Raw genomic sequence first — 25,942 nt, 5'->3', positions numbered from 1 at the left:
TGCGTGACGGGGCAAGGCTGGTGCCGGTTGAGGGACTTGAACCCCCGACCCCCTGCTTACAAGGCAGACGCTCTACCACTGAGCTAAACCGGCCCGAGGCGGGGTCAGCCCGCCTGCCCGACCCCGATACCGCGCGGCGGCGATTTTCGCAAGCCGAGGTTCGCGCGGCCCAGCAGGCCCACCGCCAGCAGCCCCACCGCCATCACCAGCAGCGCGGCCGGCGCGGCATTGCCCAGATCCTCGAGGCTGGCGCGTTCATGGGCGCGGGTGGCCAGCGTCTCGAAGTTGAAGGGCCGCAGCAGCAGCGTGGCGGGCAGTTCCTTGCAGGCATCCACGAAGACCAGCAGCAGCGCCGAGCCGACCGAGCCGCGCATCAGCGGCATGAACACATCGCGCAGCACGCCGCCCGAATCGCGCCCCAGCGAGCGCGCGGCCATCGGCAGCGAGGGCGAGACGCGGGTGAAGGCGCCGTCGATGGCGCCCTGCCCGATGGCGAAGAACCGCACCAGATAGGCCAGCACGATGGCCGCGCCGCTGCCGGTCAGGATCAGCCCCGGATCGGTGCCGGTCAGCGCCAGCCAGCCATCGGCCAGCCGGTGGTCCAGCGCCGCCAGCGGGATCAGGATGCCGACCGCCAGAACCGCCCCCGGCGCGGCGTATCCGATGGTCGTCACCGGCATCAGCAGCCTTGGCAGCGCCCGACCCGACAGCCGCACGCCATAGACCATCACCAGCGCCAGCCCGACGGTCAGCACCGCCGCGATGCCGCCGAGGCTGACCGTGTGCCAGGCCGCGCGCAGCAGGCCGGGGGTGATCCAGCCCTGCGGATAGGCCAGCGCGTAGTGCAGGATCACCGCCACCGGCAGCACGAAGCCCAGCAGGAAGGGCAGCAGGCAGGCGGCCATCGCGGCCAGCCCGGCGACGCCGCCCAGGCGCTGGCGCAGGATCGGGCGCGGATGCCGCGCGCTTTGGTGATAGCGGGCATTGCGGCGGCCGAACCGTTCCCACAACACCAGGATCACCACGACCAGCAGGATCACGCAGGCGATCTGCGCCGCGCCGCCCGCGTTGCGCCGTTCCAGCCAGGTCGTGAAGATGCCGGTGTTCAGCGTCTGCACCCCGAAATAGCTGACCACCCCGTAATCCGCGACCGCCTCCATCATCGCGATGGCCGAGCCTGCGACGATGGCCGGCCGGGCCAGCGGCAGCCCGACCCTGCGAAACAGCCGCCACGGGCCGCAGCCGAGGGCCCGGGCGACCTCGTAGGCGCTGGCAGATTGCTCGTGCAGCGCCGCGCGGGTCAGCAGGTAGACATAGGGATAAAGCGCCGCACCCAGCACCAGGATCGCCATCTCGATCGAGCGGACCCTTGGAAACCAGTAGTCCCGTCCGCTTTCCCATCCGAACCAGCCGCGCAGCGCCGTCTGCACCGGGCCGGAATAGTCGAGGAAATCGGCAAGCGCATAGGCGCCGATATAGGCCGGCACCGCCAGAGGCAGCAGCAGCAGCCATTCCACGACGCGCCGGCCGGGAAAATCATGCATGGCGACCAGCCAGGCCGAACCGGTGCCCATCGCCGCGGCCAGCGCGCCGGTGCCCGCCGCCAGGATGACGGTGCTGCCCAGATAGCGCGGCATGACCGTGGCCATCAGATGCGGCCAGATGTTCTCGGTCGGGTTCAGAGCCATCCAGCCGACCGCCGCCACCGGCATCAGCACCAGCGCGGCGATCAGCAGCGCCGCCAGCGACCAGCCGCGCCCGCCGCCCTGCCGCAGGGCGTGATCGTGGCTGCTCCGAGGGCGGCGCGGGGCGTCGGCTGTGCTCATGGCAGGGGGCGATACTGCAAAGCGGTTTGACTGTCCACGAATGCTGGCTAATCTGCGCGCTCGACAGCTTTGGGTTGCACGACAAGAAGAACGGACGGGCGGGACGGATGCAGATGGTCTTCCACATCGGGGTGCATGGCACCGATGGCGACAGGTTGCTCAAGACGCTGCTGAACAACCGCGACTGGCTGCTCGGGAACGGCACCGAGGTGGTCTCGCCCGCCCGGCATCGCGGCCTGTTCGACGAGGCGATCATGGCGCTGAAGGGCGGCGCCGCCACGCCCGAGATGCAGCAGATCATGCTGGACGCCATGCTGGACAGCGCGGCGCCGCAGCGGGTGGTGATGTCCTCGCCGCTGCTGCTGGGATCCGCCGGGCGCGCGGTGGGGCGCGAGGGGCTGTATCCGCAGATCGGCGCCCGGGTGTCGGCGCTGGCGAACCTGTTTCCGCAGACGCAGGCGGAATTCTTCGTGGCGATCCGCAACCCGGCCGTCCTGCTCAGCAAGCTGTTGCCGCAGATGGGCTGCAGCTACGAGGCGATGATGCAGGGCTGCGCGGTGCGGGACCTGCGCTGGCGCGACACGATCCGCAGGCTGGTCTCGGCCGCGCAGGGGCGGCGGGTGGTGGTCTGGTGCCACGAGGACGTGCCGATGATCTGGCCCGAACTGCTGCGGCTGGCCGGCGACATGCCCCCCGAGGCGCCGCTTTCCGGGGCGCTTCTGTACATGCAGGAGCTGCTGGGCGAGGCCGGGATGGCGCGGCTGCGCGCCGCGCTGGCGGGCCGTGACCAGATCACCATCGCCCAGCGCCGGCGGATCTGCGCCGCGGTCCTGGCCGACCACATCCTGCCCGATGCGCTGGACGAGGACATCGCCCTGCCCGGCTGGACGCAGCAGACCGTCGATCACGTGACGGACGCCTACCGCGCCGACGTGGCCGAGATCGCGGTGCTGCCGGGCGTCGAATTCGTCATGCCGTGATGGCGGGCGGCGCCAGCACGCCGGCAAGGCCGGGTGCAAGGCGCGACAGCCCCGGCGCCAGCGGGAACAGCGCCGCCTGCAGCGCATGATAGATGTCGGGCTTGCCCGCGAACTGCGTCGCCGCCGGGCGGCCGTCCTCGCCGATCTCGGGGAACCAGCCGCCCTGCGCATGGTCGATGAAATGCGCGTCGGCGAACAGCCACAGGCGCCGGTACCAGGCCTCGTCAGCAGCGCGCGGGTCCAGCTTGATCAGCGCGGCCAGGACGCCGATCGCCTCGGTCACCGGCCACCAGTAGCGCGCGGGGATCGCCGGGCGGCCGTCGTGATCCAGCGTATAGACCAGCCCGCCGCGCGCCGCGTCCCAGGCGTCGGCCAGTGCCCGGTCGACGACCTGCCGGGCAATCCATGGGGCGTCGTTGCCGGGCCGGCCGCAGAGGTCCCAGTGCTGCAGCAGCAGCCGGGCCAGTTCGAAGGAATGGCCCGGCGTCGTGCCCGGCGGGCGGAACATCGGATCCCCCGCATAGTCGGGGTCGATCCGCCAGTCCGGGCCGTAATGTTCCGGCAGGCGCCAGCCATGCGCCGGGGCGATGCGGTGCATGAACATGTCGAGGATGCGCCCGGCGCGGTGCAGGTGAACCTCGTGCCCGGTGGCCTCGAAGGCGGCCAGCAGCGCCTCGACCCCGTGCATGTTCGCGTTCATGCCGCGATAGGTCGAGAAGGGCGTCCAGTCGCGGTTCCATTCATCGGCGAAGAGGCCGGGGCCGTCCTCCCAGAAGCGGGCGTCCAGCACGGCGGCGACATCGGCGATCAGCCGGTCGGCATCGGGGTGGCCCGCAAGCCTTGCGCTGGCCCCTGCCAGCAGCACGAAGACATGGCCATAGGCCAGCTTGCGGCCATCCGCGACCGCATCTCCGTCCAGCGCCCAGACATAGCCGCCATGCGCGCGGTCGCGGTGATGATCCCACAGATAGGCCATGCCGTGATCGATGACGGCCTCGCAGCCCGGATGGCCTGCCAGATGGCCGAGGGCAAAGGAATGGACCAGCCGCGTCGTGCTGTGCAGTTGCTGGACGCTGTCGGGCAAGGGTCGGCCGTCATGGCCGAGGACATGAAATCCCGGCCCGTCGCGCAGGCTGGCCCGGAACAGGTCCAGATGCGCCCTAGCGTCCTGCGCCAGCCAGCCGCGATGCGCCGGATGGTCCAGCCACGGCGTCGCATCCGCCGTCAGATCGGGATGATGTGGCGTCCGCATCCTGTCCCCTGTCCGGCCGTCCGCGCCCGAGCCCGCGCTCACATGCCCAGCGCCTGCTTGTACATCTCGAGGATCGCCTCTTCCTCGGCAATATCGTCGCGGTCGCGCTTGCGCAGCGCGACGATCTTCTTCAGCACCTTGGTATCGTAGCCGCGCGCCTTGGCCTCGGCCATGATTTCCTTCTGGCGCTCGGCGATGTCCTTCTTTTCCGCCTCCATCTGCTCGAACTGCTCGATGAACTGGCGCAGCTCGTCGGCTGCGACGGAATAGGCCTGATCGTCCTGCATCGCGTCTGTCCCTTCTTCGTGTCGCGCGGGGCGCTGCCCCTTCCGGCGCCGAGTGTTAGGCGCTCTTGTTCCGGGGCGCAATCGCGGCTAGGCCCCGCCCGACCGGATCCGCCAGCAAGGAGCGCCGAGACATGGGCATTTTCGACATGATCATCTGGGCCGGCGCGGCGCTGACGCTGGCCGGCGTGGCCGCGCTGGTCTGGTGCATCGTCACCGTCGCCCGCGCCCGCCGGGCTGGCCTGGACGAGGGGGCGCTGCGCCAGAAGATGCGCGGCGTGCTGGCGGTGAACATGGGCGCGCTGGCCGCATCGACGATCGGGCTGATGCTGGTCGTGCTGGGCATCTTTCTGGGCCGCTGAGGCGCCGCGCGCCTTGACGTATTCCTTTCTGCGAATATATCTGCCGCGACACCGAAAGGAGCATGGGCATGAACCCTGACTGGATCGCCGGGCTGGTCGGCGGCTTGATGATCGGGGCCGCGGCGGCGCTGTATCTGCTGGGCAATGGTCGCATCATGGGGGCCAGCGGCCTTCTGGGCGGGCTTGTCGATGGCAGCGGCCGGTCGAACCGGACCGAACGCGCGGTGTTCATCGCCGCGCTGATCGCGGTGCCGGGCCTGCTAGTCGCCGCGGGGCAGGCCCAGGCCTCGGCCCCGGTCGCGGGCAGCGGCGCGCTGGTGCTGGCCGGGCTGCTGGTCGGTTTTGGCACCCGACTGGCCAATGGCTGCACCTCGGGGCATGGGGTCTGCGGCATCTCGCGGTTGTCACGGCGCGGGATCGTGGCCACGCTGGTCTATCTGCTGGCCGGCGGCGTCGCCGTGCTGCTGGCCCATGCGTTGGGGTGGACGGCATGATGCGGCTTCTGATCGCGGCGCTGTCGGGCGGACTGTTCGGCGCGGGTCTGGTCATCTCGGGGATGACCGATCCGGCGAAGGTGCAGGGCTGGCTGGACGTGTTCGGCCAGTGGGACCCGACCCTTGGCTTCGTGCTGACCGGGGCGATCCTGCCGATGGCGCTGGCCTGGCGTGTCGCCGCGCGACGGCACAGCGCGCTGACCGGCGGCGACCTGCCGCCGCCGCCGCCGCAGACCATCGACGCAAGGCTGGTCGCCGGGGCAGCGCTGTTCGGCCTTGGCTGGGGCTTCTCCGGCCTCTGTCCCGGCCCGGCGATGGCCTCGCTGTCGTTTGGCGGGCCGTCCTTCCTGATCTTCTTTGTCGCGATGGTGGCGGGGATGCTGCTGTTCTCGGTCTGGAACCGCCGCGCATGAGGGCGCTGGTCCAGCGCGTGACCGAAGCCTCGGTCGCCGTCGGGGGCCGGATCATCGGCCGGACCGGGCCGGGGCTGCTGCTGCTGGTCTGCGCCATGCGCGGCGATGACGAGGCGGCGGCCGACCGGCTGGCCGGCCGCGTCGCCCGGCTGCGCATCTTTCGCGACGATCAGGACCGGATGAACCGGTCGCTCCTTGACAGTGGCGGCGGCGCGCTGGTGGTCAGCCAGTTCACCCTGGCCGCCGACACGCGCAGCGGCAACCGCCCCGGCTTTTCCGCCGCAGCCGCGCCCGAGGACGGCCAGAGGCTTTACGACCGCTTTGCCGCCAGCCTCGCCGGGCTGGGCATCGCCGTGCAGACCGGCAGTTTCGGCGCCGACATGCAGGTGCGGCTTGTGAATGACGGGCCAGTCACAATCTGGCTGGACACCGCAGAGCGCGCTTGACTTATCGGCCCGACTGCCCCATCTGGCACAGGTCGCCGCCTGCTGCCGCGTGAGTAGCCGCGAGATTTCGCCAACGGCGCGACACCAATCCAGTTTCCCATTCACGCGGGGAGGCTTGCGGGCATCCTCGTATCGCGCCCGCACCCCTGCCTCGACCGCGCCCCGATGGCGCGGCCCCTGCCCTTGCATCCGATACGGGGGATGCGGGGGACGAAAGACATTCATGGACCAGAAACCCACCCGCCGCCGCCCCAACCGCAACGGCAACGGCACCGCGAAACCCAACCCCCGCCACGGCCACGGCGCCGTCGCCAACGAGGGCCGCCGCGCCCCGGCCCGCGACCCGCTGCCGACCGGCCCCTTCGCCGAGATGGGCATCGACGCCCGCATCAACGCCAACATCGCCGCGATGGGGCTGACCCAGCCGACGCCGATCCAGACGCAGGCCATTCCCGCCGTCGTCAAGGGCCGCGACGTGCTGGGCCTTGCCCAGACCGGCACCGGCAAGACGGCGGCCTTCGGCCTGCCGATGCTGACCCGGCTGATCAATTTCGGCAAGAAGCCCGATCCCAGGACCTGCCGCGCGCTGATCCTGGCGCCGACGCGCGAACTGGCCACCCAGATCGCGACGAATATCGACGCCTATGCGGAAGGCACCCCGATCCGCAGCTTCCGCGTGGTCGGCGGCGCCTCGATCGGCGTGCAGACCGAACGTCTGTCGCGCGGCGTCGACGTGCTGATCGCCACCCCCGGCCGGCTGATGGACCTGATCGAGCGTCGCGCGATCAGCCTCGAGGCGACCACCTATCTGGTGCTGGACGAGGCCGACCAGATGCTGGACATCGGCTTCATCCACACCCTGCGCCGCATCGCCAAGATGCTACCCCGGGAACGCCAGACGCTGCTGTTCTCGGCCACCATGCCGAAGCTGATGGAGGAACTGTCCGACACCTACCTGACCGACCCGGTCCGCGTCGCCGTGAACCCTCCGGGCCAGGCTGCGAAGAAGATCGAACAGGGCGTGCACTTCGTCACCCAGGGTGACAAGGCGACACTGCTGGCCGAATATCTGGCCAAGCATCCGGGCGAATTGGCGATGGTCTTCGGCCGCACCAAGCATGGCAGCGAAAAGCTGGCCAAGCTGCTGGAGAAATGGGGCTTTGCCGTCGCCGCGATCCACGGCAACAAAAGCCAGGGCCAGCGCGAGCGCGCCCTGGCCGCCTTCCGCAAGGGCGAGACGCAGGTGCTGGTGGCGACCGACGTGGCGGCGCGCGGCCTCGACATTCCCGAGGTGGCGCATGTCTACAACTACGACCTGCCGAACGTGCCGGAAAACTATGTCCACCGGATCGGCCGCACCGCGCGGGCGGGCCGCGACGGTCGCGCCGTGGCCTTCTGCGCCCCGGCCGAGGTCGGTGAACTGCGCGCCATCGAACGGGCGATGAAGTCGCCGATCCCGGTCGTCGGCGGCGAGGTTCCGGCGGGACCGGCGCCCACGGCGCGCGGCCCGGCCGGGCGTGGCAAGCCGATGGGCGCGGGCGGCAACAAGCGCCCTGCCCGGCGCCCCTCGCGCCAGCCGCGCAGCCATCAGGCCAAGGGCTGACCGGGGCGCAGGCCCGGACGGCCACCGCAACGCATCACGAAAGGCCGCGGGACGGATGGTCCGCGGCCTTTTGCCGTGCTACGCCGCGCGCAGCCGCAGCCGCGGCAGCGAGGCCGCGGCCGCAAGCCAGGCCAGCAGGCCGCACAGCGCGATGGCCGCGACCATCGTCACCGCGCTGTTCTGCATGAAGGGCCCCGTGAGGGCGATCATCAGCCCGCCGGTCAGCATCTGGATCGTGCCGCCCAGCGACGAGGCGAGGCCGGCGATGTCGGGATGCGGGTCCAGCGACATGACCATCGCGGTCGGAATCACCAGGCCCAGGAAAGCATTGGCCAGGAACAGCCCCGCGATCACCACGGGCAGGCTGTCGGCGCCCATCCACACGATCAGCGCCAGCAGGCTGGCCATGCCGGCAAAGCCGGTGATGGCAAGGGCGATCACCCGCTCCATCCCGAAGCGTTCCGACAGGCGGCCGGCGAATTGCGAGGCCGTGAAGAAGCCGATCGCATTGACCGCGAAGGCCAGCGAAAACCCCGTCGGGCTGAGCCCGTACTGCCCGGTATAGACAAAGCTGGCGGTCGCCAGGAACACGAAGAAGCTGGCAAGGCCGAAGCCGCCGATCATCGTCAGCCCCATGAAGCGCCGGTCGCCCAGCAGCCGCCGCGCACCGGCCAGCATCGGTCCCGGCCGCACCGGCCGGCGCTGCGCGGCGGGCAGCGTCTCGGGCAGCACGAAGAGGATCAGCCCCAGGCTCAGCGTGGCCGCCACGGCGAGCACCGCGAAGATCTCGCGCCAGCCGCCCCAGGCGAGCACCAGCGATCCGGTCAGCGGCGCCAGCATCGGCGAGATGGCGATGACGATCATGATCGCCGCCATCATCCGTGCGGCGGCCGGTCCGGTCGCCATGTCGCGGATCACCGCGCGCGGCACCGCCATCAGCGTGGCCGCACCCAGCCCCTGCGCGGCACGCGCCGCGACCAGCCAGCCGATGCCGGGCGCCAGCGCCGCCGCCACCGTCGCCGCCAGGAAGATCGCGACGCCGATCACCAGCGGCGGCTTGCGCCCCACCGCATCGGCAAGCGGGCCATAGATCATCTGCGCCACCCCGAAGACGATGAAATACGAGGTCAGCGTCAGCGCCGCGCCGGCCTCGGTGGTGCCGAGATCGGCCACCACCTCGGGCAGCGCAGGCAGATACATGTCGATCGCGAAGGGACCGACGGCCGAGAGCAGACCCAGCACGAGGGCCATGCGGAACAGGGGATCGCGCATCGAAGGAAACCCGGGACGTGAATTCGGAAACCGGCGCGGCGGACAGGGCCATCGGATCACCGCCGCCGCCCCGCAATCTGCCACCGGCGGCCCAGGGACGCAAGCCCGCGCCCGCTCGCCCCGCCAGCGCGCGGTGCCTTGCCCGGCTGCCCCGCCTTGCCCGCACGCCCGCCCGCGGCTATCTGCTGGCGCCATGGCCAAGCTGTATTTCCATTACTCGACCATGAATGCCGGCAAAAGCACGCTGCTGCTGCAGGCCTCCTACAACTACCGCGAACGCGGCATGGCCACGCTGCTGCTGACGGCCGCGCTGGACGACCGCGCCGGCACCGGCCGCATCGCCAGCCGCATCGGCATCGCCGACGCGGCGCTGACCTTCGATCCGACGACCGACCTGCTGGCCCTGGTCACCGAACGCGGCGCGGGCTGCGCCTGCATCTTCCTTGACGAGGCGCAGTTCCTGACGCGCGATCAGGTCTGGCAACTGGCGCGCGTGGCCGACGACCTCAACATCCCGGTGATGTGCTACGGGCTGCGGGTCGATTTCCGGGGCGAACTGTTCCCGGGTTCGTCGGCCCTGCTGGCCCTGGCAGACGATCTGCGCGAGGTGCGCACGATCTGCCATTGCGGCCGCAAGGCGACGATGGTGATCCGCCGCGACGACAGCGGCCGGGCGATCACCGAGGGCGCGCAGGTGCAGGTCGGCGGCAACGAAACCTATGTCTCGCTGTGCCGCCGGCACTGGCGCGCGGCCGTCGGTGCCTGAGCCGCGCTGCTGAACGCTTGCCCAAATCCTTCAACCCTGCCAGTCTGTTGGGCAGGGAGTGAACAGCATGGACGGACCCGCGCAGCCCCGCAAGAAGCTGGATGCCGCCGAAATGGGCGTGCTGGCGCATCTCTATCGGGGCGAGGTCTATCGCTCGACCATCTGGCGCACGCGGCTGGACACGACGACGAACTGGTCGGTGGTGACGCTGGGGGTGGCGCTGTCGATCACCTATTCCTCGCCGCAGGCCTCGCCCCTGCCGCTGGTGCTGGTCGGCATCCTGATCATCTTCTTCCTGATGCTCGAGGCGCGGCGCTATCGCTATTTCAACGTCTGGCGCGCCCGCTGCCGCTGGATGGAACTGCATTTCATGGCGCCGATCCTGCGCGAGGGCGACCTGCATCTCGAGGAACACTGGCAGGACCGTCTGGCCGAGGACTATCTGCACCCGGCCTATCACGTCAGCATGTGGACGGCGATCGGCCGGCGCATCCGGCGCAACTATTTCTGGATCCTGCTGATCCAGACGGCCGCCTATCTGGGCAAGCTGATCGTCCATCCGACGCCGCTGGAATCCGCGGCGCAGCTGCTGGAACGCGCCTCGATCGGGCCGCTTCCGGGCTGGCTGGTGCTGGTCGTCGGGGCGGTCTACTGCGCCAGCTGGGGGATCATCGCCTATCTCAGCGAGAAGCGCGACGAAAAACGCGCGCGCACCCGCCGCGACCCCCTGGGCATGGGCTGAGCCGCGCGGGCCGGGCCGCAATGCAACCATAGCGTTCAAAATCGCGCGTTCGCCGGCCCTGCCGCGTTGCGAGCCTGCCGGGCTTGCTGTAACCATCGCTGGCAAACAGGCAAAGGATCCTTCGATGCGCGCTTTTCTGCTGAGGCTTGCCGCCCTGCTGTCTCTGGCCCTGCCCGCGCAGGCCTTCGACACCAATGCGCGCGCGGCCTGGGTCTATGACGTGGCCACCGGCACCGTGCTGATGGAAAAGAACGCCGATGTGCAGATCCCGCCGGCCTCGATGTCCAAGCTGATGACCACATACATGCTGTTCGAGGCGCTGCGCGAGGGGCGCGTGCAGATGGACACGCGGCTGCCGGTCTCGACCAAGGCGCGGCAGATGCAGGGCTCGACCATGTTCCTCAACGAGCTTGACCGCCCCACGGTCGAGGAGCTGATCAAGGGCATCATCGTGCTGTCGGGCAATGATGCCTGCGTGGTGGTCGCCGAGGGGCTGTCAGGCACCGAAGAGGCGTTCTCGCGGCAGATGACCGAAAAGGGCCGCCAGCTTGGCCTGACCAATTCGGTCTTCACCAATGCCTCGGGCTGGCCCGACCCGAACCACCGCATGACGGCCCATGACCTGGGGATGCTGGCGCTGCACCTGACGCAGGATTTCCCCGATCTGTACAAGAATTTCGCGCTGACCGAATTTCCCTTCGACAACCGCGCGCCCTCGAACCGCTTCAACCGCAACCCGCTGCTGAAGCTGGGCATCGGCGCCGACGGGCTGAAGACCGGCCACACGCAAGAGGCCGGCTACGGCCTGGTCGGATCGGCGGTGCAGGACGGACGGCGGGTGATCTTCGTCATCACCGGGCTCGAGACCGAAACCGCCCGCGCCGAAGAGGCCGAGCGGATCGTCAACTGGGCCTTCCGCCAGTTCACCATGCAGACGCTGGTGCCGGCCGGCCAGAACGTGCTGGAGGCGCCGGTCTGGCTGGGCACAGCCAGCCGCGTCGGCCTGACCACCCGCGACGGCGTGAACGTGCTGATCCCGGCAGGCGCGCAGGATCAGGTCAAGGTCGAGGCGGTCTACGACTCGCCGATCCCCGCGCCCATCGCCAAGGGCGAGCAGATCGGCAGGCTGGTGGTCAGCGTGCCGGGCGCCAAGGACGCGGTGACGCCGCTGATCGCGGCGCAGGACGTGCCGGCGGCCGGCTTTGCCGGGCGCATGAAGGGCGCGGTCATGCGGCTGGGCAACAAGGCGATCACGGCCGCGGGCCTCTGAATGTTTCTCAGCTTCGAAGGCATCGACGGCTGCGGCAAGTCCACCCAGGCGAGGCTGCTGGCCGAGGCGTTGCGCGCCGAGGGCCGCGATGTCGTGCTGACCCGCGAGCCGGGCGGCAGCCCCGGCGCCGAGGAAATCCGCCGCCTGCTGGTCGAGGGCACCGGCGAACGGTGGTCGCCCGAAACCGAATGCCTGCTGTTCACCGCCGCGCGGCGCGACCATCTGGAACGCACCATCCGCCCGGCGCTGGCAGCAGGCCGGGTGGTCGTCACCGACCGCTTTGCCGACAGCACCCGCGTCTATCAGGGCGCGGCGCGCGGCGATCTGCGCGACATGGTGGACCGGCTGCACGCGCTGATGATCGCCACCGAACCCGACCGGACCTTTGTCATCGACATCGACCCGGCCACCGCGCTGGCGCGCGGCAGGGCGCGCGGCGGCGGCGAGGATCGCTTTGAAAGCCTGGGCCTTGGGTTTCAGGAACGGCTGGCGGCGGGCTTCCGGGCGCTGGCGCGGGAATATCCGGGCCGGGTGCGGCTGATCGACGGCAGCGGCACCGCCGATGATGTCGCGGCCCGCGTGCGGGCAGCGCTGTGAAGACCGATCCCGGCGACATCCCCGAACCCGACCGCGTCCCCGGCGCGCCGCATCCGCGCCTGACCCGGCGCGTGATCGGCCAGGACAGCGCGATCCGCGATTTCGTCGCGGCGGCGCGCGGCCAGCGCATGCACCACGCCTGGCTGCTGACCGGCCCGCGCGGCGTCGGCAAGGCGACGCTGGCCTGGTCGCTGGCCCGCTGGCTGCTGGCGGGCGCGGACAGCGACGATCTGTCGGTGCCCGAGGGCGATCCCGCCGCCCGCCGGATTGCCGCGCTTTCCGAGCCGCGGGTGCAACTCGTGCGCCGGCCCTGGGACGACAAGGCCGGCCGGCTCAGCGCGCAGATCACCGTCGACGAGATCCGCCGGCTGCTGTCCTTCTTCCACCTCTCCTCGGCCGAGGGCGGCCGCCGCATCGCCATCATCGACGCCGCCGACGAGATGAACACCGCCGCCGCCAACGCGCTGCTGAAGGTGCTGGAAGAACCGCCGGCCGACGCGCTGATCCTGATGATCGCGCATCAGCCGGCGCGGCTGTTGCCGACCATCCGCTCGCGCTGCCGGACGCTGCGGCTGGCCCCGCTGAGCCCGGGGCAGATGACGCAGGCGCTGGCCGATCAGGGCGTCGACGCCGAGGCCGAGGCGCTGGCCGCGCTGTCAGACGGCTCGGTGGGCGAGGCGCTGCGGCTGGCCGGGCAGGACGGGCTGGCGCGATACCAGCAGATCGTCGATCTGTTCGCGGGCCTGCCGCGGATGGACCGGCTGGCGGCGGCGCGGCTGGCCGACACCGCGGCGGGCCGCGCCACCGCCGAGGGCGATCCCTTCGATCTGGCGGTGACACTGATGGACCGCTTTCTGACCCGCATGGCGCGCGCCGGGCTGATGGGCGCGCCGCTGCCGCAGGCCGCGCGCGGCGAAGGCGCGCTGATGGCGCGGCTGTCGCCCGACGACCTGGCGGCGCGGGCCTGGGCCGGGGCGCAGGCGCGGCTGTCGGCCCGGGCCCGCGCGGGTCGGGCGGTCAATCTTGACCCTGCCGCGCTGGTGATGGATATGCTGACCGAACTGGCGCATCTGCCCCCCGCGCAATCCGCCCCGCCTGCCCGAGCCTGACCCGAAGGTTGACCATGACCCAAGCGGCCCCGACGCCGATTGTCGACAGCCATTGCCATCTGGACTTCCCCGATTTCGACGGCGAACACGACGCGCTGATCGCCCGCGCCCGTGCCGCCGGGGTGACCCGGATGGTGACGATCTGCACGCGGCTGCGGCTGGAACCGCAGGTCCGCGCGCTGGCCGAGGCGCATGAGGGCGTCTTCTACGCTGCCGGCACCCATCCGATGAGCGTGGCCGACGAGCCGATGGCCAGCGTCGAGCAGCTTGTCGCGCTGGCCCGGCACCCGAAATTCGTGGCCATCGGCGAAACGGGCCTGGACTATCACTACACCGCCGACAGCGCGGCGGCGCAGCAGGCCAGCCTGCGAATCCATGTCGAGGCCGCCCGCCAGACCGGGCTGCCGCTGATCATCCACGCCCGCGACGCCGATGACGACATGGCCCGCATCCTGACCGAGGAACACCGCGCCGGGGCCTATGGCTGCGTGATGCACTGCTTCAGCTCGACCGCCGCGCTGGCCCGCGCCGCGCTGGATCTGGGCTTCTACCTGTCGATGTCGGGCATCGCGGCCTTTCCGCGATCCACCGAGCTGCGCGAGATCTTCGCGGCGGCCCCCCTCGACCGCATCCTGGTCGAGACCGACAGCCCCTACCTCGCCCCGCCGCCGCATCGCGGCCGCCGCAACGAGCCGGCCTATGTCGCCCATACCGCCGCCGTGGGCGCGGATCTGTTCGGCATCGACTACGCCGATTTCGCGCGCCGGACCTCGGAGAATTTCGACCGGCTGTTTGCCAGGGCCGCCCGGGGTGGCGCGTGATCCGCGCGACGATCCTCGGCTGCGGCTCGTCGGGCGGGGTGCCGCGGCTGGGCGGGCGCTGGGGCGCCTGCGACCCGGCCAATCCCAGGAACCGCCGCCGCCGCTGTTCGCTGCTGGTCGAACGCGACGGGCCGGACGGCACGACGCAGCTGCTGATCGACACCGGCCCCGACATGGTGCCGCAGCTTCTGGATGCCGGGGTAGGCACGCTGGACGCGGTGGTGCTGACCCATGCCCATGCCGATCATGTCCACGGCATCGACGACCTGCGCCAGCTGGTCTACAACGCCCGCCGCAAGATGCCCGTCTGGGCCGACGCGCCCACCGCCGAGGCGCTGATGGCCCGCTTCGGCTATGTGTTCGAGACCGCGCCGGGCAGCTATTACCCGCCGATCGCCGATCTCAGCCCGCTGGACGGCCCGTTCAGCGTCACCGGGCCGGGCGGCGCCATCGACCTGGTCCCGTTCCGCGTCCAGCATGGCGAGATCACCGCCCTGGGCTTCCGGATCGGCGGGCTGGTCTATCTGCCCGACGTGTCCGACATCCCGGAAACGGCCTGGCCGCTGCTGGCGGGTGCCGAGGTGTTCATCTGCGACGCGCTGCGCCCCGAGCCGCATCCCAGCCACGCGCATCTGGCGCAGGCGCTGGACTGGCTGGCGCGCGCCGCGCCGCGTCGCGGGGTGCTGACGAACATGCATATCGACATGGACTACGATCAGGTGATGGCCGCCACGCCCGATCATGTCGTGCCGGCCCATGACGGCATGGTGCTGACCGCATCGGCGGCCGCGCCCGCGCCGGTTGCCGCGACATGAGCGCGCTGTTCACCATCATCCTGCCGGTCTTCCTGGTCATCGGCTTCGGCTATCTGGTCGCCTGGCGCGGCTGGTTCGGCGAGGCGGGCGTCGACGGGCTGATGCGCTTTGCCCAGAACTTCGCAGTGCCGACGCTGCTGTTCGCATCGATGGCGCGGCTGGACCTTGGGGCCGAGTTCCGCGCGCCGCTGCTGCTGGCCTTCTATGCCGGGGCCTTCGCCAGCTATGGCGCGGGCTGGGCCGGGGCGAAGTACCTGTTCGGCCGCAGCCCCGCCGATTGCGTCTCGATCGGCTTTGCCTGCCTGTTCTCGAACACGCTGCTGCTGGGCGTGCCGATCACCGAACGCGCCTTCGGACCCGACGCGCTGGCCGGCAACTGGGCGATCATCTCGATCCACTCGCCGCTGCTTTACACCTTCGGCATCACCGCGATGGAGTTCACCCGCGCCCGCGGCAGCGGCCTGTCGGTGGGGACGGTGGCGCTGCGGGCGCTGTCGGGGGTGCTGCGCACGCCGCTGGTGATCGGCATTGCCTGCGGCCTCGTGATGAACCTGCTGATGCAGGCAGGGCTGGTCATGCCGGCGGGCTTCTGGGCGGCGGTGGACATGGTCGCCCGGGCCGCGCTGCCCGCGGCGCTGTTCGGGCTGGGCGGCATCCTGCACCGCTATCGGCCCGAGGGCGACATGACCACCATCGCGCTGTGCTGCGCCGCGTCGCTGCTGCTGCACCCTGCGATCACCTATGGCCTTGGCCACCTGTCGGGGCTGGACACGGCCGGGATGCGCTCGGCGGTGCTGACGGCGGCGATGGCGCCGGGGGTCAACGCCTATCTCTTCGCCAACATCTACGGCGCGGCGCGGCGGGTCGCGGCCTCGACCGTCCTGATCGGCACCGCGGTCTCGGTCTTGACCGTCTGGATGTGGCTGGCCGTGCTGCCCTGACCGCCAACGGGGTCCGGCCCGTCCCTGGGGCCCCGCGAATGGCCTCAGGGGCGCAGCCGGCCCAGCACGCCCTCGGCCCAGCGAGCGGCGGCCGCGCCAAAGCAGTCATGGATCGAATCCACCGCGATCACGCTGCCCTGCGCCAGCCGGCCCAGCAGGCAGAGGCCCGGCTGCGGCCGGCCGTCCGCGCCGACCAGCCGACCGTCCGGCAGGGTCTGCGCGCCCAGCCTGTCATGCAGCGCGACCGTGCGCCCCTGCGCCACGAGGTCGGCCATCAGCGGGTCGGTCAGCCGCGACAGGTCCGGCGAGGGCAGCACCGCATCGACCATCGCGGTGATGCCCGCCGACAGGTCGTCCTCGACCAGCTGCCAACCCGTCCCGGTCAGCCGGATGTCGGGATCGGCCGCGGCGCGGGGATCGACCAGCCCGGCCTCGATCAGCGCCAGCAAATCCTCGGCCGAGGCGACGGGGGGGCCGTAGGAATAGCGTTTCAGCCCCTCGTCGAACCCGATGAGGGCTGCGGCCGTCGCAGGTGCCGCGGGCGCGGGATTGAAGCCCTGCCGCAGCGCGTCCTGCCATTTTCGGCACAGCTGGCCGACCACATAGCCCGTCGAGGGCGGCACCCGGCCCCGCGCCTCGGCGATGCCGGCCCGCAGCGCCTCGGCGACCGGCCGGGTCTCCTGGCTGCCCGGCGCCGCGCATTCGCTGTCCAGCCAGTCCTGGAGCCGCCTGGCATCGTCATCGCCGCCGGTCTCGCGCAGGATGCGCAGCGCAGGGCCGAGAAAGGCATCCGCGACCCCGCGCAGCGCGGCCTCGGCTCGGCTGTCCACCGCGGCGCGGACGGCCTGCAGGAAGGCCGCGGTCTCCTCCGCCTCGGGATCGAAGCGGCGGTCCAGGTCCGCGGTGGCGGGCTTGGGCACCGGCGGATGGCCGTCCAGCGAAAAGGGCAGGATGCGCGCCGGCTCGCGCCCCGAGGGGTGATAGCGGCCATCCTCGAACCGCCCGCCCAGCCCGCAGGTCAGCATCCGCAGCGCGTCCAGCGTCGACAGGCCCAGCCCCCGGATGCCCACCTGCCGCCCCGCCCATCCCTGCGCCGCGGCCAGCAGGTCGCGCGCCGGATAGGCCGCGACCAGATCCGCCCCGCAGCCCCGCGCGTGCTCCTGCCACCGCGCCAGCTGGTCATCGGGCGCGGTCTGGGGCTGGCCCTGGCTCAGCAGGATCTCGGCATAGGGGCCCTCTGGGTCCCCGCCCGCGTCCAGCCACCAGCCCTGCCCGTCCCGCAGGATGCGGCGGACATGGCGGGCATGGTGGACGATCTGCACCGAGGCCGGCGCCCCGGCCACCAGCGCCGCCATGCGCGCCGCAAGGCAGGCGCCAAGCTCGGCCCGGGCCGGAAACCGCTCGTCGTCGCGCCCCGCCGCGCCCAGCCAGTCGCGGAAGTCGCCAAAGGCCGCCCCGTCACGATCGGCGCGACCGATGTCGATCAGCCGCAGCGGGATGTTCAGCAGGCACAGCGGCGTCTCGTCCGGCCTGAAATTCGGCCCGGCCCCCGGCCATGCGCCCGGATCGAAGAGGTCGATCCGCAGGGCATCGGTCCCGGCCCGCGCCAGCAGCGATTCAAGCGCACCGAGCGCCCGGGGCCCCAGCCCGATGATGGCAAGGCGCGGCGCGGCGTCGTCATGGGCGGTGGTCATCGGGCGATCCTTTGCGGGCCTGCGTCGCCCGCCGGCGCGGCGGCGTGCTGCCGCCCGGCCGGGATGCGTCGGGATGTGTCGGGCCGCATCCTCGCCAGTATCGCGCCGCGGTGCAAGATTGACGGCACCCGGCCGCGCGCCTATCGAATCGGAACCGCCAGAGGAAAGCCGCGATGGATACCCACGCTGATCATGCGCCGCAGCCCGACCTGATCCCGGTTCTGCTGACCGGCCGGGTGGCCCCGCTGCCGGGCAGCGAGATCCTGTCGGGCATCGCCAAGGCCAAGACGGACGAGCCGCTGTGGCTGGGCCCCGAGGGGTTTCACGGCGACATGCAGGCCGACCGGCGCGTGCATGGCGGCATCGAGAAGGCGCTGCATCACTATCCCCGCGACCACGCGCCCGCCTGGCGCGACGAGATCGGCGCCCATCCGCTGCTGGACCGGCCGGGCGGTTTTGGCGAGAACCTGTCCGCCGAGGGGCTGACCGAGGATCGGGTCGCGGTGGGCGACATCTTCCGGCTGGGCGCCGCGCTGCTGCAGGTGTCGCAGGGGCGCCAGCCCTGCTGGAAGCTGAACCTGCGCTTTGGCCTGCCCGACATGGCCCGCCGGGTCCAGGCCAGCGGCCGCACGGGCTGGTATTACCGCGTGCTTGAAGCGGGCCGGGTCGCGCCGGGCGACCGCCTGTCGCGGATCGACCGGCTGGCCCCCGACTGGACGCTGCACCGGCTGTGGCGGGCGATGTATGTGGACCGGCTCGACCGGGCCGAACTGGCCGGCATCGCCGGGCTGGAGGTGCTGGCCGAGGGCTGGCGCCGCCACGCGCAGCGCCGGCTGGAAAGCGGCCGGGTCGAGGACTGGCGCCCGCGGCTGGAGGGCGCGCGGTGAGCGCGGACCCCCCGCCGCTGGTCATCTCGATCCAGAGCCAGGTGGTGCATGGCCATGTCGGCAATTCGGCGGCGCTGTTTCCGATGCAGGCGGCGGGGCTGGAGGTGGCGGCGATCCCGACGGTGCTGTTCTCCAACACCCCCGATTACCCGACGCTGCGCGGTGCGCCCGTCGCGCCGGATCTTTTCGCCGACCTTCTGCGCGGAGCAGAGGAACGGGGCCTGCCGCAGCGGGCGGCCTGGCTGCTGACCGGCTATATCGGATCGGTCGAGGTGGCCGCGCTGACGGCCGATTTCGTCGCCCGCAGCAAGGCCGCCCATCCTGGCCTGCGCTATCTGTGCGACCCGGTGATGGGCGATCACGCGCCCGGCCTTTACGTCCCGCCCGAGATCGCCGCGATCCTGCGCGACCGGCTGCTGCCGCTGGCCGACCTGGCAACCCCGAACGCCTTCGAGCTGGGCCATCTGACCGGCCGCGATACGCGCCGCATCGGGGATGTCGCCGCGGCGGCGGCGCTGCTGCGGCTGGCGCCGGGCGCGCGCGTGGTCGCGACCGGCTGCGTGCTGGCGGACACGCCCGAGGGCCATCTGGAAAGCGTGATCGCCGATTCATCGCGACTCAGCCGGCACCTGACGCCGCATCTGCCGGTCTCGCTGCCCGGCACCGGCGACCTGTTCGCCGGGCTGGTGGTCGCCGGGCTGGGGCTGGGGCGCGATCTGGGCGCGGCGGTCGATCTGGCGCAGCGGCTGACGGGCCGCGCGCTGGCCCATGCCGCCCGCCTCGGCGCGCGCGAGATCCTGCTGTCCGAGCCGGGCTTCCGTCGCGCGCTGCTGACGATCTGACCCAACGTCACGGCCGCTCGGCACACCTTACATGCGCGGCCCCCGCGCGCCAGACTGGCCGAAACGGCACAGGGGGGCGGCATGACGATCGGGGCGGAACTGGACGGCGCCATTGCGGCGCGGGTGCGCGACAGCTTTGCGCGGCAGGGGCTGATGGCGCATCTGGGGGTCAGCATCGCCGAACTTGGCGCCGGCCGGGTGACGCTGCGGATGCCGTTCCGGCCCGAACTGACGCAGCAGCACGGCTATTTCCACGCCGGCGGCACCTCGGCCATCGCCGATTCCGCCGGCGGCTATGCCGGGCTGACCATGTTCGGCCCCGCCGACGAGGTGCTGACCGTCGAGTTCAAGCTGAACCTCATCAACCCCGCGCAGGGCGACTGCCTCGAGGCGACCGGCCGGGTCATCAAGCCGGGCCGCACGCTGACCGTGTGCCAGCTGGACGTCTGGGGCGTGACCGGCGCGACCCGCCGGCATGTCGCCACCGGCATGCAGACGCTGATCCGCATTCCCGGCACCGGCACCGAGGGGGCGTGACACCGGCCGTGCGCGGGCCTATGCACATCGCGCAACGCAGAAACGACGAAGGAGAGGCGGGATGGCGCAATCGCAGGTCGGCTTGATCGGGCTGGGTACGATGGGGGCGGCGCTGGCGCTGAACATCGCCGAGAAGGGCTTTCCCATCGCGGTCTGGAACCGCACGACGTCGGTGACGCACCGCTTTCACCGCGACGCCGGGGCGCTGTCGGCGCAAATCACCCCCGCCGACACGCTGGAGCAGCTGGTGGCGGCGATCGCCGCGCCGCGGGTCGTCATCCTGATGGTGCCGGCGGGCCAGGCGGTCGACGACCAGCTGGCCGCGCTGGCGCCGCTGCTGGACGCCGGGGATCTGGTGATCGACGCCGGGAATGCCGATTTCCACGACACCGACCGGCGCAGCGCGGCGGGCCTGTCCTTCGGCTTTCTGGGCATGGGCGTCTCGGGCGGGGAAGAGGGCGCGCGGCACGGCCCCTCGATCATGGCGGGGGGCAGCGAGGCCGACTGGCAGCGCATCGAACCTCTGCTGAGCGCCATCGCCGCGCGGGCCGAGGATGGCAGCCCCTGCGCCGCCCGCATGGGCGAGTCCGGCGCCGGCCATTTCGTGAAGATGGTTCATAATGGCATCGAATATGCCGACATGCAGATGATCGCCGAAATCTACGGGCTGATGCGCGACGGGATGGGCCTGCCCGCAGCAGCGATCTCGCAGGTCTTCGCGGGCTGGAACGACGGCCCGCTGCAATCCTACCTGGTCGAGATTTCCGCCCGCGTCGCCGAGGCCGCCGATCCGGTCACCGGCCAGCCGATTCTGGACGTGATCCTGGACCGGGCCGGCCAGAAGGGCACCGGCCGCTGGACGGTGATCGAGGCGCAGCACCTGTCGGCGCCGGTGCCGGTCATCGACGCGGCGGTGATGGCGCGCAATGTCTCGGCGCGGCTTGGCGAACGCGAGGCGGGCGAGGACCGCTTTGGCGCGGCACCCGGCCCGGTGCGGCTGGACCACGCCACGCTGGAAGCCGCGCTTATCGCCGGCAAGATCCTGTGCTATGCGCAGGGCTTCGCGATGATCGCGGCCGCCTCGGAGGGCTTTGGCTGGGCCCTGCCCCTGCCCCGGATCGCGCAGGTCTGGCGGGCCGGCTGCATCATCCGCTCGGCGATGCTGAACGACATGGCGACGGCGCTGGACCAGCACGCGGATCGCAACCTCGTGCTGGCGCCGCATTTCGCCGATCTTCTGGACCGGACCGTGCCGGCGCTGCGTCAGGTGGTGACGGCGGGGCTGGCCGCGGGCAATCCGCTGCCGGCGCTGGCCAACGGGCTGATCTGGTTCGACATGATGCGCACCGCACGCGGGACCGCGAACATGATCCAGGCGCAGCGCGACTTCTTCGGCGCGCATGGCTTCCAGCGGCTGGACGGCCTTGACCGCCCGCACGGGCCCTGGTCCAGCGCGGGCTGATACCCGCCCGGCGGATCAGGTCGCGCGGCCGACCCCGGTGCGGATGTCGCCGGTGGCCAGCACCGGCGCCGCGTCGATGCCCTGGGCATTCAGCATCGCCGCGACCCGTTCAAGCGCGGCGATCAGCATCGCCTGTTCCCAGTCCGCCAGCCGCGCGAAGCCCTGCACGAAATGCTGCTGCAGGGCGTTGGGCGCCGATGTCAGCGCCTCGGCCCCCAGGGGGGCAAGCACCACGTCGGTCTGGCGGCGATCGGCGACCGAGCGGTGCCGGGTGACATAGCCGCGCTTCTCAAGTTGGTCCAGCAGGGCGGTGACCGTCGCCTGGCTGACGCCCATCTGGTGCGCCAGCGTCGTCGGCGTGCTGCGATCACCCTCGCGCGCGTCCAGCAGTTGCAGCACCCTCAGCTTGGCCGGGGTCAGCCCCACCGCCTGCGCCAGATCGCGTTCGTAAAGCTCGGTCGCGCGCAGGATGCGGCGCAGGGCGATCAGCGCGTCATCGACGCGATCGGCGGGGTGCTGGCTCATGCGCGCCATCATGCCACGGCAAGGCCAAAAGGTTCAATCATCAAAGGATCGTGGCGCAAATATTTCGCTTGACTAAGTGAAATTTGCGGCCCTTTGCCCTTCCGCGCCCTCAAAACCGTATTGTTCATAGCTAGTTAGCTGATATGGCACAAAAATTATGCTGCGGGTTGCAACCACAAGGCGGTTTTACTAGTTAGATAGCCGAAGCAATTGAGGATCAGGACCACATGCCCAAGGACATGGCCGACATCACCGCCCTGCGCCCCCGGACGCTGACCCTGCGCAAGCCGGACAGCACAGACGGCGCCGCCATCTGGGACCTCGTCCGCGCCTGCAAGCCGCTGGACGAGAACTCGATGTATTGCAACCTCGTGCAGGCCGAGCATTTCGCCGACACCTGCGTGGTTGCCGAGATGGAGGGCGAGGTTGTCGGCTGGGTCTCGGGCCACATGATCCCGAACGAGGATGCGCTGTTCGTCTGGCAGGTCGCGGTCAGCCCGCGGGCACGCGGCCTGGGGCTGGGCCTGAGAATGCTCGAGCATCTGATCGGCCGCGACGCCTGCGCCGAGGCCAGCCAGCTGAACACCACCATCACCCGCGACAACGAGGCGTCGTGGGCGCTGTTCCGCAGCCTTGCCCGCGAGGTCGGCGGCGACCTGACCGACGCGGCCCATTATCGGCGCGACGAGCATTTCGATGGCCGCCACGCCACCGAGCACATGGTCACCATCACGCTTCCCGAAGAGGTCGACGACACGGCCGAGCGCGCCGGCGCCGCCTGATCCGACCCCTTCCCCTTCCCGGAACCAGACAACGCACGACGTGCGAAAGGACTTTTCATGCCCAAGGACATGGCACCGACCAATCCCCAGACCACCATCTTCGAGCGCCGCGAAAGCGAGGCCCGGTCCTATTGCCGCGGCATCCCCGCGGTGTTTGCCACGGCCAGCGGATCGATCCTGACCGATGAGACCGGCCGCCGGCACATCGACTTTCTCGCCGGCTGTTCGTCGTTGAACTACGGCCACAATGATCCCGACATGAAGGCGGCGCTGGTCAACCACATCGCCGGCGACGGGCTGGCCCACGGGCTGGACCTGCACAGCACCACCAAGGCCGCCTTCCTCGACGCCTTCGATCGCCACATCCTTGCCCCCCGCGGCATGGATCACCGGGTGATGTTCACCGGGCCGACCGGCGCGAACGCGGTCGAGGCCGCGATGAAGATCGCCCGCAAATCCACCGGGCGCACCAACATCGTCGCCTTCACCAACGGCTTCCACGGCGTGACGATGGGGGCGCTGGCCGCGACCGGAAACGGCTATCACCGCGGCGGCGCCGGCATGGACACGCAGGGCGTCACCCGGCTGCCCTATGACGGCTATGCCGAGGGCGTCGATGGCGCGGCGCTGCTGGACCGGATGCTGTCGGATCCCTCGGGCGGCATCGACGCACCCGCCGCGATCATGCTGGAGACGATCCAGGGCGAGGGCGGTCTGAACGCCGCCTCGGCCACGTTCGTGCGCGACATCGCCGATGTCGCCCGCCGCCACGGCGCGCTGCTGATCATCGACGACATCCAGGCGGGCTGCGGGCGCTCGGGCCGCTTCTTCTCGTTCGAGGAGATGGGCGTGACGCCGGATCTGGTCACGCTGGCCAAGTCGATCTCGGGCTTCGGGCTGCCGCTGGCGATGGTCCTGGTGCGCCCCGAGCATGACGTATTCGGCCCCGCCGAACACAACGGAACCTTCCGCGGCAACACCCACGCCTTCGTCACCGCGCGCGTCGCCATCGAGAAGTTCTGGTCCGACGATGCCTTCACTCGCGAACTGGCCGGCAAGGCCGCGCTGATCGAGGCACGGCTGACGGAACTGGCCCAGTTGGTGCCCGGCGCCTTCCTGAAGGGCCGCGGGCTGATGCGCGGCGTCGATGTCGGCACCGGCGAGCTGGCCGACCGGATCTGCGGCCGCGCCTATGACAAGGGGCTCATCATCGAGACCTCGGGCAGCGACGGCCAGGTGGTCAAGGTGCTGGCGCCGCTGACCACCCCCGTCGAGACCTTCGAGGCGGGCTTCGATATCCTTCTGGAAGCCGCGCGCGAAGTCCTTGCCACCACCAGCATCGCAGCGGAGTAACAGACATGATCGTTCGTGATTTCAACAAGCTGAAGAACAGTGACCGGGCCGTGTCGGACGCGAAATGGACCTCGGTCAGGATGCTTCTGGCCGATGACGGGATGGGGTTTTCCTTCCACATCACCACGCTTGAGGCAGGCTCGGAACATACCTTCCACTACAAGCACCACTTCGAAAGCGTCTATTGCATGTCGGGGCGCGGCTCGATCACGGATCTGGCCACCGGCCAGACGCACGAGATCCGCCCCGGCGTCATGTATGCGCTGAACCTGCACGACCGCCACACCCTGCGCGCCGAGGAAGAGCTGGTGATGGCCTGCTGCTTCAACCCGCCCGTGACCGGCACCGAGGTGCATCGCGAGGACGGCTCTTACGCGCCCGTCGCGGAGACGGCCTGAGCCATGACCCAGCAAGCCAGGACACATACGGTCGAGAAGATCGGCGGCACCTCGATGTCGCGCGTGAACGAGTTGCGCGACACGCTGCTGATCGGCGATCGTCGGGGTGCGGATCTCTACCACCGGATCTTCGTGGTCTCGGCCTTCGGCGGCATCACCGACCTGCTGCTCGAGCACAAGAAGACCGGCGAGGCGGGCGTCTATGCGGCCTTCGCCAGCGCCGGGGACGATCACGGCTGGCACAGGGCGCTGGACCGGGTCGAGGCGGCAATGATCGAGGCGCATCAGGCGGTGCTGGACCATCCGGGCGATGTCGAACGCGCCACCGCCTTCGTGCGCGACCGGCTGATCGGCGCGCGCAACTGCCTGATCGACCTGCAGCGCCTGTGCTCCTACGGTCATTTCCGGCTGTCCGAACACATGCTGCAGACCCGCGAGTTGCTGTCGGGGCTGGGCGAGGCGCATTCGGCCTTCGTCACCAGCCTGATGCTGCAACGCGCCGGGGTGAATTCGCGCTTCGTCGACCTGTCGGGCTGGCGCGACGAGGGCACCGTCAGCCTCGACGACCGCATCCTGGGGGCGATTGAGGGGGTCGATGCGGCCACCGAAATGCCCATCGTCACCGGCTACGCGCAATGCGCCGAAGGTCTGATGCGCGAATATGACCGCGGCTATTCCGAGGTGACCTTCTCGCGGCTGGCGGCGCTGACCGGCGCGCGCGAGGCGATCATCCACAAGGAATTCCACCTCAGTTCGGCCGACCCGCGGCTGGTGGGCACCGATGCGGTGCGCAAGCTGGGCCGCACCAATTACGACGTGGCCGACCAGCTGTCGAATCTGGGGATGGAGGCGATCCATCCCAAGGCCGCCAAGACGCTGCGCCAGTCGGGCGTGCCGCTGCGCGTGACGAACGCCTTCGAGCCCGATGATCCCGGCACGCTGATCGACGACCGCCCGGCGGACGAGGCCGCCGTCGAGATCGTCACCGGGCTCGAGCTGTTCGCGCTGGAGCTGTTCGAACAGGACATGGTGGGGGTCAAGGGCTATGACGCCGCCATCATCGAGGTGCTGACCCGCCACGACGTGCGGATCGTCTCCAAGGCCTCGAACGCCAACACGATCACCCACTACGTCGACAGCAGCCTGAAGGTGCTGCGTCGCGTCGAGCGCGACCTGCTGGCGAAGTTTCCGGCGGCCGAGGTCAGCTCGCGCGCGATCGCGATGGTGGCGGCGGTCGGGCGCGATCTGGACGGGCTGGCGGTCCTCAGCCGCGGCCTCAACGCGCTGGCCGACCGGGGACTCTCGGCCATCGGCGCCAGCCAGGGGCCGCGCCAGGTGGATGTGCAGTTCATTGTCGAGCGCGAAGTGATGACGCCCGCCATCCGCGCCCTGCACGCGGCCCTCGTCGAGGCCGAGCCCGAGGCCCGGCGCGAGGCCGCCTGAGATCATGGGCGGCGCGGGGCCTTGGG

At 70.6% G+C, this 25,942-nt stretch carries 28 protein-coding genes and 1 tRNA gene; 22 read left to right on the top strand and 7 right to left on the bottom strand.

Translation table 11 applies throughout. The features are described 5' to 3' along the window. Positions 1-18: 18 nt before the first annotated feature. Both Q5Y72_RS05255 and Q5Y72_RS05250 read right to left on the bottom strand, forming a co-directional pair. A tRNA-Thr gene (locus Q5Y72_RS05255) sits at positions 19-93 on the bottom strand. 11 nt (positions 94-104) lie between these two features. Then, complete coding sequence (locus Q5Y72_RS05250; RefSeq protein ID WP_305962368.1) at positions 105-1,712, bottom strand: ABC transporter permease; 1,608 nt, start codon at positions 1,710-1,712, stop codon at positions 105-107. Between the two features lie 140 nt (positions 1,713-1,852). Here Q5Y72_RS05250 and Q5Y72_RS05245 point away from each other — a divergent pair, with 140 nt between their 5' ends. Continuing rightward, positions 1,853-2,806 (top strand): hypothetical protein, encoded by a 954-nt coding sequence (locus tag Q5Y72_RS05245; RefSeq protein ID WP_305962337.1) that lies wholly within the window; start codon positions 1,853-1,855, stop codon positions 2,804-2,806. Here Q5Y72_RS05245 and Q5Y72_RS05240 read toward each other — a convergent pair. Next, entirely contained in the window at positions 2,796-4,058 is a 1,263-nt protein-coding gene (locus Q5Y72_RS05240) for an AGE family epimerase/isomerase (RefSeq protein ID WP_305962336.1), read from the bottom strand. The genes Q5Y72_RS05245 and Q5Y72_RS05240 overlap by 11 nt on opposite strands. A 38-nt stretch (positions 4,059-4,096) precedes the next feature. After that, on the bottom strand, positions 4,097-4,345 hold the full coding sequence (locus tag Q5Y72_RS05235; protein WP_305962335.1) for a DUF2312 domain-containing protein: 249 nt from the start codon (positions 4,343-4,345) through the stop codon (positions 4,097-4,099). A gap of 131 nt (positions 4,346-4,476) precedes the next feature. On the opposite strand from Q5Y72_RS05235, the gene Q5Y72_RS05230 reads away from it, so the two are divergent. The 5 genes from Q5Y72_RS05230 (at position 4,477) to Q5Y72_RS05210 (ending at position 7,660) form a co-directional block, all read left to right on the top strand. Beyond that, on the top strand, positions 4,477-4,704 hold the full coding sequence (locus Q5Y72_RS05230; RefSeq protein ID WP_305962334.1) for a hypothetical protein: 228 nt from the start codon (positions 4,477-4,479) through the stop codon (positions 4,702-4,704). A gap of 68 nt (positions 4,705-4,772) precedes the next feature. Beyond that, positions 4,773-5,198 (top strand): YeeE/YedE family protein, encoded by a 426-nt coding sequence (locus Q5Y72_RS05225; protein WP_305962333.1) that lies wholly within the window; start codon positions 4,773-4,775, stop codon positions 5,196-5,198. Next, entirely contained in the window at positions 5,195-5,611 is a 417-nt protein-coding gene (locus Q5Y72_RS05220) for a DUF6691 family protein (protein ID WP_305962332.1), read from the top strand. The genes Q5Y72_RS05225 and Q5Y72_RS05220 overlap by 4 nt, the downstream gene beginning before the upstream one ends. Then, positions 5,608-6,057 (top strand): D-aminoacyl-tRNA deacylase, encoded by a 450-nt coding sequence (dtd, locus tag Q5Y72_RS05215; protein WP_305962331.1) that lies wholly within the window; start codon positions 5,608-5,610, stop codon positions 6,055-6,057. The genes Q5Y72_RS05220 and dtd overlap by 4 nt, the downstream gene beginning before the upstream one ends. A 223-nt stretch (positions 6,058-6,280) precedes the next feature. Then, positions 6,281-7,660, top strand: a complete 1,380-nt coding sequence (locus tag Q5Y72_RS05210) for a DEAD/DEAH box helicase (protein WP_371930763.1) — start codon at positions 6,281-6,283, stop codon at positions 7,658-7,660. Between the two features lie 78 nt (positions 7,661-7,738). Here the strand turns inward: Q5Y72_RS05210 and Q5Y72_RS05205 are convergent, their stop codons facing one another. Then, a complete protein-coding gene (locus tag Q5Y72_RS05205; protein WP_305962330.1) occupies positions 7,739-8,932 on the bottom strand; it encodes a multidrug effflux MFS transporter in 1,194 nt (397 codons plus the stop codon). 193 nt (positions 8,933-9,125) lie between these two features. On the opposite strand from Q5Y72_RS05205, the gene Q5Y72_RS05200 reads away from it, so the two are divergent. From Q5Y72_RS05200 to Q5Y72_RS05165, 8 genes are all read left to right on the top strand, one after another. Then, positions 9,126-9,698: a thymidine kinase gene (locus Q5Y72_RS05200; protein ID WP_305962329.1), complete on the top strand. Its 573-nt coding sequence runs from the start codon at positions 9,126-9,128 to the stop codon at positions 9,696-9,698. Between the two features lie 67 nt (positions 9,699-9,765). Then, complete coding sequence (locus Q5Y72_RS05195) at positions 9,766-10,440, top strand: DUF2270 domain-containing protein (protein WP_305962328.1); 675 nt, start codon at positions 9,766-9,768, stop codon at positions 10,438-10,440. 124 nt (positions 10,441-10,564) lie between these two features. After that, the gene (locus Q5Y72_RS05190; RefSeq protein ID WP_305962327.1) at positions 10,565-11,710 is read left to right on the top strand and encodes a D-alanyl-D-alanine carboxypeptidase family protein; all 1,146 of its coding nucleotides are present in this window, start codon (positions 10,565-10,567) and stop codon (positions 11,708-11,710) included. Continuing rightward, entirely contained in the window at positions 11,711-12,307 is a 597-nt protein-coding gene (gene tmk, locus Q5Y72_RS05185; RefSeq protein WP_305962326.1) for a dTMP kinase, read from the top strand. Beyond that, positions 12,304-13,416, top strand: a complete 1,113-nt coding sequence (locus Q5Y72_RS05180) for a DNA polymerase III subunit delta' (RefSeq protein WP_305962325.1) — start codon at positions 12,304-12,306, stop codon at positions 13,414-13,416. The genes tmk and Q5Y72_RS05180 overlap by 4 nt, the downstream gene beginning before the upstream one ends. 14 nt (positions 13,417-13,430) lie before the next feature. Next, on the top strand, positions 13,431-14,237 hold the full coding sequence (locus tag Q5Y72_RS05175; protein WP_305962324.1) for a TatD family hydrolase: 807 nt from the start codon (positions 13,431-13,433) through the stop codon (positions 14,235-14,237). After that, complete coding sequence (locus Q5Y72_RS05170; protein WP_305962323.1) at positions 14,234-15,052, top strand: MBL fold metallo-hydrolase; 819 nt, start codon at positions 14,234-14,236, stop codon at positions 15,050-15,052. The genes Q5Y72_RS05175 and Q5Y72_RS05170 overlap by 4 nt, the downstream gene beginning before the upstream one ends. Beyond that, the gene (locus Q5Y72_RS05165; RefSeq protein ID WP_305962322.1) at positions 15,049-15,993 is read left to right on the top strand and encodes an AEC family transporter; all 945 of its coding nucleotides are present in this window, start codon (positions 15,049-15,051) and stop codon (positions 15,991-15,993) included. The genes Q5Y72_RS05170 and Q5Y72_RS05165 overlap by 4 nt, the downstream gene beginning before the upstream one ends. Positions 15,994-16,037: 44 nt before the next feature. Here Q5Y72_RS05165 and Q5Y72_RS05160 read toward each other — a convergent pair whose 3' ends face one another. Further along, the gene (locus Q5Y72_RS05160; RefSeq protein ID WP_305962321.1) at positions 16,038-17,687 is read right to left on the bottom strand and encodes an FAD/NAD(P)-binding protein; all 1,650 of its coding nucleotides are present in this window, start codon (positions 17,685-17,687) and stop codon (positions 16,038-16,040) included. A 173-nt stretch (positions 17,688-17,860) separates the two neighbouring features. Between Q5Y72_RS05160 and Q5Y72_RS05155 the strand changes: the two genes are divergently transcribed. The 4 genes from Q5Y72_RS05155 to gnd all read left to right on the top strand — a co-directional run bounded on the left by Q5Y72_RS05155 (position 17,861) and on the right by gnd (position 21,415). After that, a complete protein-coding gene (locus Q5Y72_RS05155; protein ID WP_371930762.1) occupies positions 17,861-18,574 on the top strand; it encodes an MOSC domain-containing protein in 714 nt (237 codons plus the stop codon). Further along, positions 18,571-19,416: a pyridoxal kinase gene (pdxY, locus tag Q5Y72_RS05150; RefSeq protein ID WP_305962320.1), complete on the top strand. Its 846-nt coding sequence runs from the start codon at positions 18,571-18,573 to the stop codon at positions 19,414-19,416. Before Q5Y72_RS05155 ends, pdxY begins: the two co-directional genes overlap by 4 nt. An 81-nt stretch (positions 19,417-19,497) precedes the next feature. Further along, positions 19,498-19,953 carry a PaaI family thioesterase gene (locus tag Q5Y72_RS05145; protein ID WP_305962319.1) on the top strand — a complete coding sequence of 152 codons (456 nt, stop codon included), beginning with the start codon at positions 19,498-19,500 and terminating at the stop codon, positions 19,951-19,953. Positions 19,954-20,014: 61 nt separating this feature from the next. Beyond that, positions 20,015-21,415: an NADP-dependent phosphogluconate dehydrogenase gene (gene gnd / locus Q5Y72_RS05140; protein ID WP_305962318.1), complete on the top strand. Its 1,401-nt coding sequence runs from the start codon at positions 20,015-20,017 to the stop codon at positions 21,413-21,415. A gap of 15 nt (positions 21,416-21,430) precedes the next feature. Here gnd and Q5Y72_RS05135 read toward each other — a convergent pair whose 3' ends face one another. Then, the gene (locus tag Q5Y72_RS05135) at positions 21,431-21,940 is read right to left on the bottom strand and encodes a MarR family winged helix-turn-helix transcriptional regulator (protein WP_305962317.1); all 510 of its coding nucleotides are present in this window, start codon (positions 21,938-21,940) and stop codon (positions 21,431-21,433) included. 227 nt (positions 21,941-22,167) lie between these two features. On the opposite strand from Q5Y72_RS05135, the gene ectA reads away from it, so the two are divergent. From ectA to Q5Y72_RS05115, 4 genes are read left to right on the top strand one after another with little or no spacing between them, the layout of a single operon-like run. After that, a complete protein-coding gene (gene ectA, locus Q5Y72_RS05130) occupies positions 22,168-22,722 on the top strand; it encodes a diaminobutyrate acetyltransferase (protein WP_305962316.1) in 555 nt (184 codons plus the stop codon). Positions 22,723-22,779: 57 nt separating this feature from the next. Next, positions 22,780-24,075, top strand: a complete 1,296-nt coding sequence (ectB, locus tag Q5Y72_RS05125) for a diaminobutyrate--2-oxoglutarate transaminase (protein WP_305962315.1) — start codon at positions 22,780-22,782, stop codon at positions 24,073-24,075. A 5-nt stretch (positions 24,076-24,080) separates the two neighbouring features. Next, positions 24,081-24,473, top strand: coding sequence for an ectoine synthase (locus tag Q5Y72_RS05120; protein ID WP_305962314.1), 393 nt, complete (start codon positions 24,081-24,083; stop codon positions 24,471-24,473). A 3-nt stretch (positions 24,474-24,476) separates the two neighbouring features. Further along, positions 24,477-25,916, top strand: coding sequence for an aspartate kinase (locus tag Q5Y72_RS05115; protein WP_305962313.1), 1,440 nt, complete (start codon positions 24,477-24,479; stop codon positions 25,914-25,916). The last annotated feature ends 26 nt before the right edge of the window (positions 25,917-25,942 follow it).

Source organism: Paracoccus spongiarum (genome assembly GCF_030732095.1).
Taxonomy (GTDB): domain Bacteria; phylum Pseudomonadota; class Alphaproteobacteria; order Rhodobacterales; family Rhodobacteraceae; genus Paracoccus; species Paracoccus spongiarum.
This window is presented reverse-complemented; position numbering and strand designations above follow the sequence as displayed.

Bases quoted from the DNA above. Each gene is read 5' to 3' on its own strand.
- Q5Y72_RS05250 (WP_305962368.1), bottom strand. From the start codon at position 1,712: ATGCCGGTGGCGGCGGTCGGCTGGATGGCTCTGAACCCGACCGAGAAC.
- Q5Y72_RS05240 (WP_305962336.1), bottom strand. From the start codon at position 4,058: ATGCGGACGCCACATCATCCCGATCTGACGGCGGATGCGACGCCGTGG.
- Q5Y72_RS05235 (WP_305962335.1), bottom strand. From the start codon at position 4,345: ATGCAGGACGATCAGGCCTATTCCGTCGCAGCCGACGAGCTGCGCCAG.
- Q5Y72_RS05230 (WP_305962334.1), top strand. From the start codon at position 4,477: ATGGGCATTTTCGACATGATCATCTGGGCCGGCGCGGCGCTGACGCTG.
- Q5Y72_RS05225 (WP_305962333.1), top strand. From the start codon at position 4,773: ATGAACCCTGACTGGATCGCCGGGCTGGTCGGCGGCTTGATGATCGGG.
- Q5Y72_RS05220 (WP_305962332.1), top strand. From the start codon at position 5,195: ATGATGCGGCTTCTGATCGCGGCGCTGTCGGGCGGACTGTTCGGCGCG.
- dtd (WP_305962331.1), top strand. From the start codon at position 5,608: ATGAGGGCGCTGGTCCAGCGCGTGACCGAAGCCTCGGTCGCCGTCGGG.
- Q5Y72_RS05210 (WP_371930763.1), top strand. From the start codon at position 6,281: ATGGACCAGAAACCCACCCGCCGCCGCCCCAACCGCAACGGCAACGGC.
- Q5Y72_RS05205 (WP_305962330.1), bottom strand. From the start codon at position 8,932: ATGCGCGATCCCCTGTTCCGCATGGCCCTCGTGCTGGGTCTGCTCTCG.
- Q5Y72_RS05200 (WP_305962329.1), top strand. From the start codon at position 9,126: ATGGCCAAGCTGTATTTCCATTACTCGACCATGAATGCCGGCAAAAGC.
- Q5Y72_RS05195 (WP_305962328.1), top strand. From the start codon at position 9,766: ATGGACGGACCCGCGCAGCCCCGCAAGAAGCTGGATGCCGCCGAAATG.
- Q5Y72_RS05190 (WP_305962327.1), top strand. From the start codon at position 10,565: ATGCGCGCTTTTCTGCTGAGGCTTGCCGCCCTGCTGTCTCTGGCCCTG.
- tmk (WP_305962326.1), top strand. From the start codon at position 11,711: ATGTTTCTCAGCTTCGAAGGCATCGACGGCTGCGGCAAGTCCACCCAG.
- Q5Y72_RS05175 (WP_305962324.1), top strand. From the start codon at position 13,431: ATGACCCAAGCGGCCCCGACGCCGATTGTCGACAGCCATTGCCATCTG.
- Q5Y72_RS05165 (WP_305962322.1), top strand. From the start codon at position 15,049: ATGAGCGCGCTGTTCACCATCATCCTGCCGGTCTTCCTGGTCATCGGC.
- Q5Y72_RS05160 (WP_305962321.1), bottom strand. From the start codon at position 17,687: ATGACCACCGCCCATGACGACGCCGCGCCGCGCCTTGCCATCATCGGG.
- Q5Y72_RS05155 (WP_371930762.1), top strand. From the start codon at position 17,861: ATGGATACCCACGCTGATCATGCGCCGCAGCCCGACCTGATCCCGGTT.
- Q5Y72_RS05145 (WP_305962319.1), top strand. From the start codon at position 19,498: ATGACGATCGGGGCGGAACTGGACGGCGCCATTGCGGCGCGGGTGCGC.
- gnd (WP_305962318.1), top strand. From the start codon at position 20,015: ATGGCGCAATCGCAGGTCGGCTTGATCGGGCTGGGTACGATGGGGGCG.
- Q5Y72_RS05135 (WP_305962317.1), bottom strand. From the start codon at position 21,940: ATGAGCCAGCACCCCGCCGATCGCGTCGATGACGCGCTGATCGCCCTG.
- ectA (WP_305962316.1), top strand. From the start codon at position 22,168: ATGCCCAAGGACATGGCCGACATCACCGCCCTGCGCCCCCGGACGCTG.
- ectB (WP_305962315.1), top strand. From the start codon at position 22,780: ATGCCCAAGGACATGGCACCGACCAATCCCCAGACCACCATCTTCGAG.
- Q5Y72_RS05120 (WP_305962314.1), top strand. From the start codon at position 24,081: ATGATCGTTCGTGATTTCAACAAGCTGAAGAACAGTGACCGGGCCGTG.
- Q5Y72_RS05115 (WP_305962313.1), top strand. From the start codon at position 24,477: ATGACCCAGCAAGCCAGGACACATACGGTCGAGAAGATCGGCGGCACC.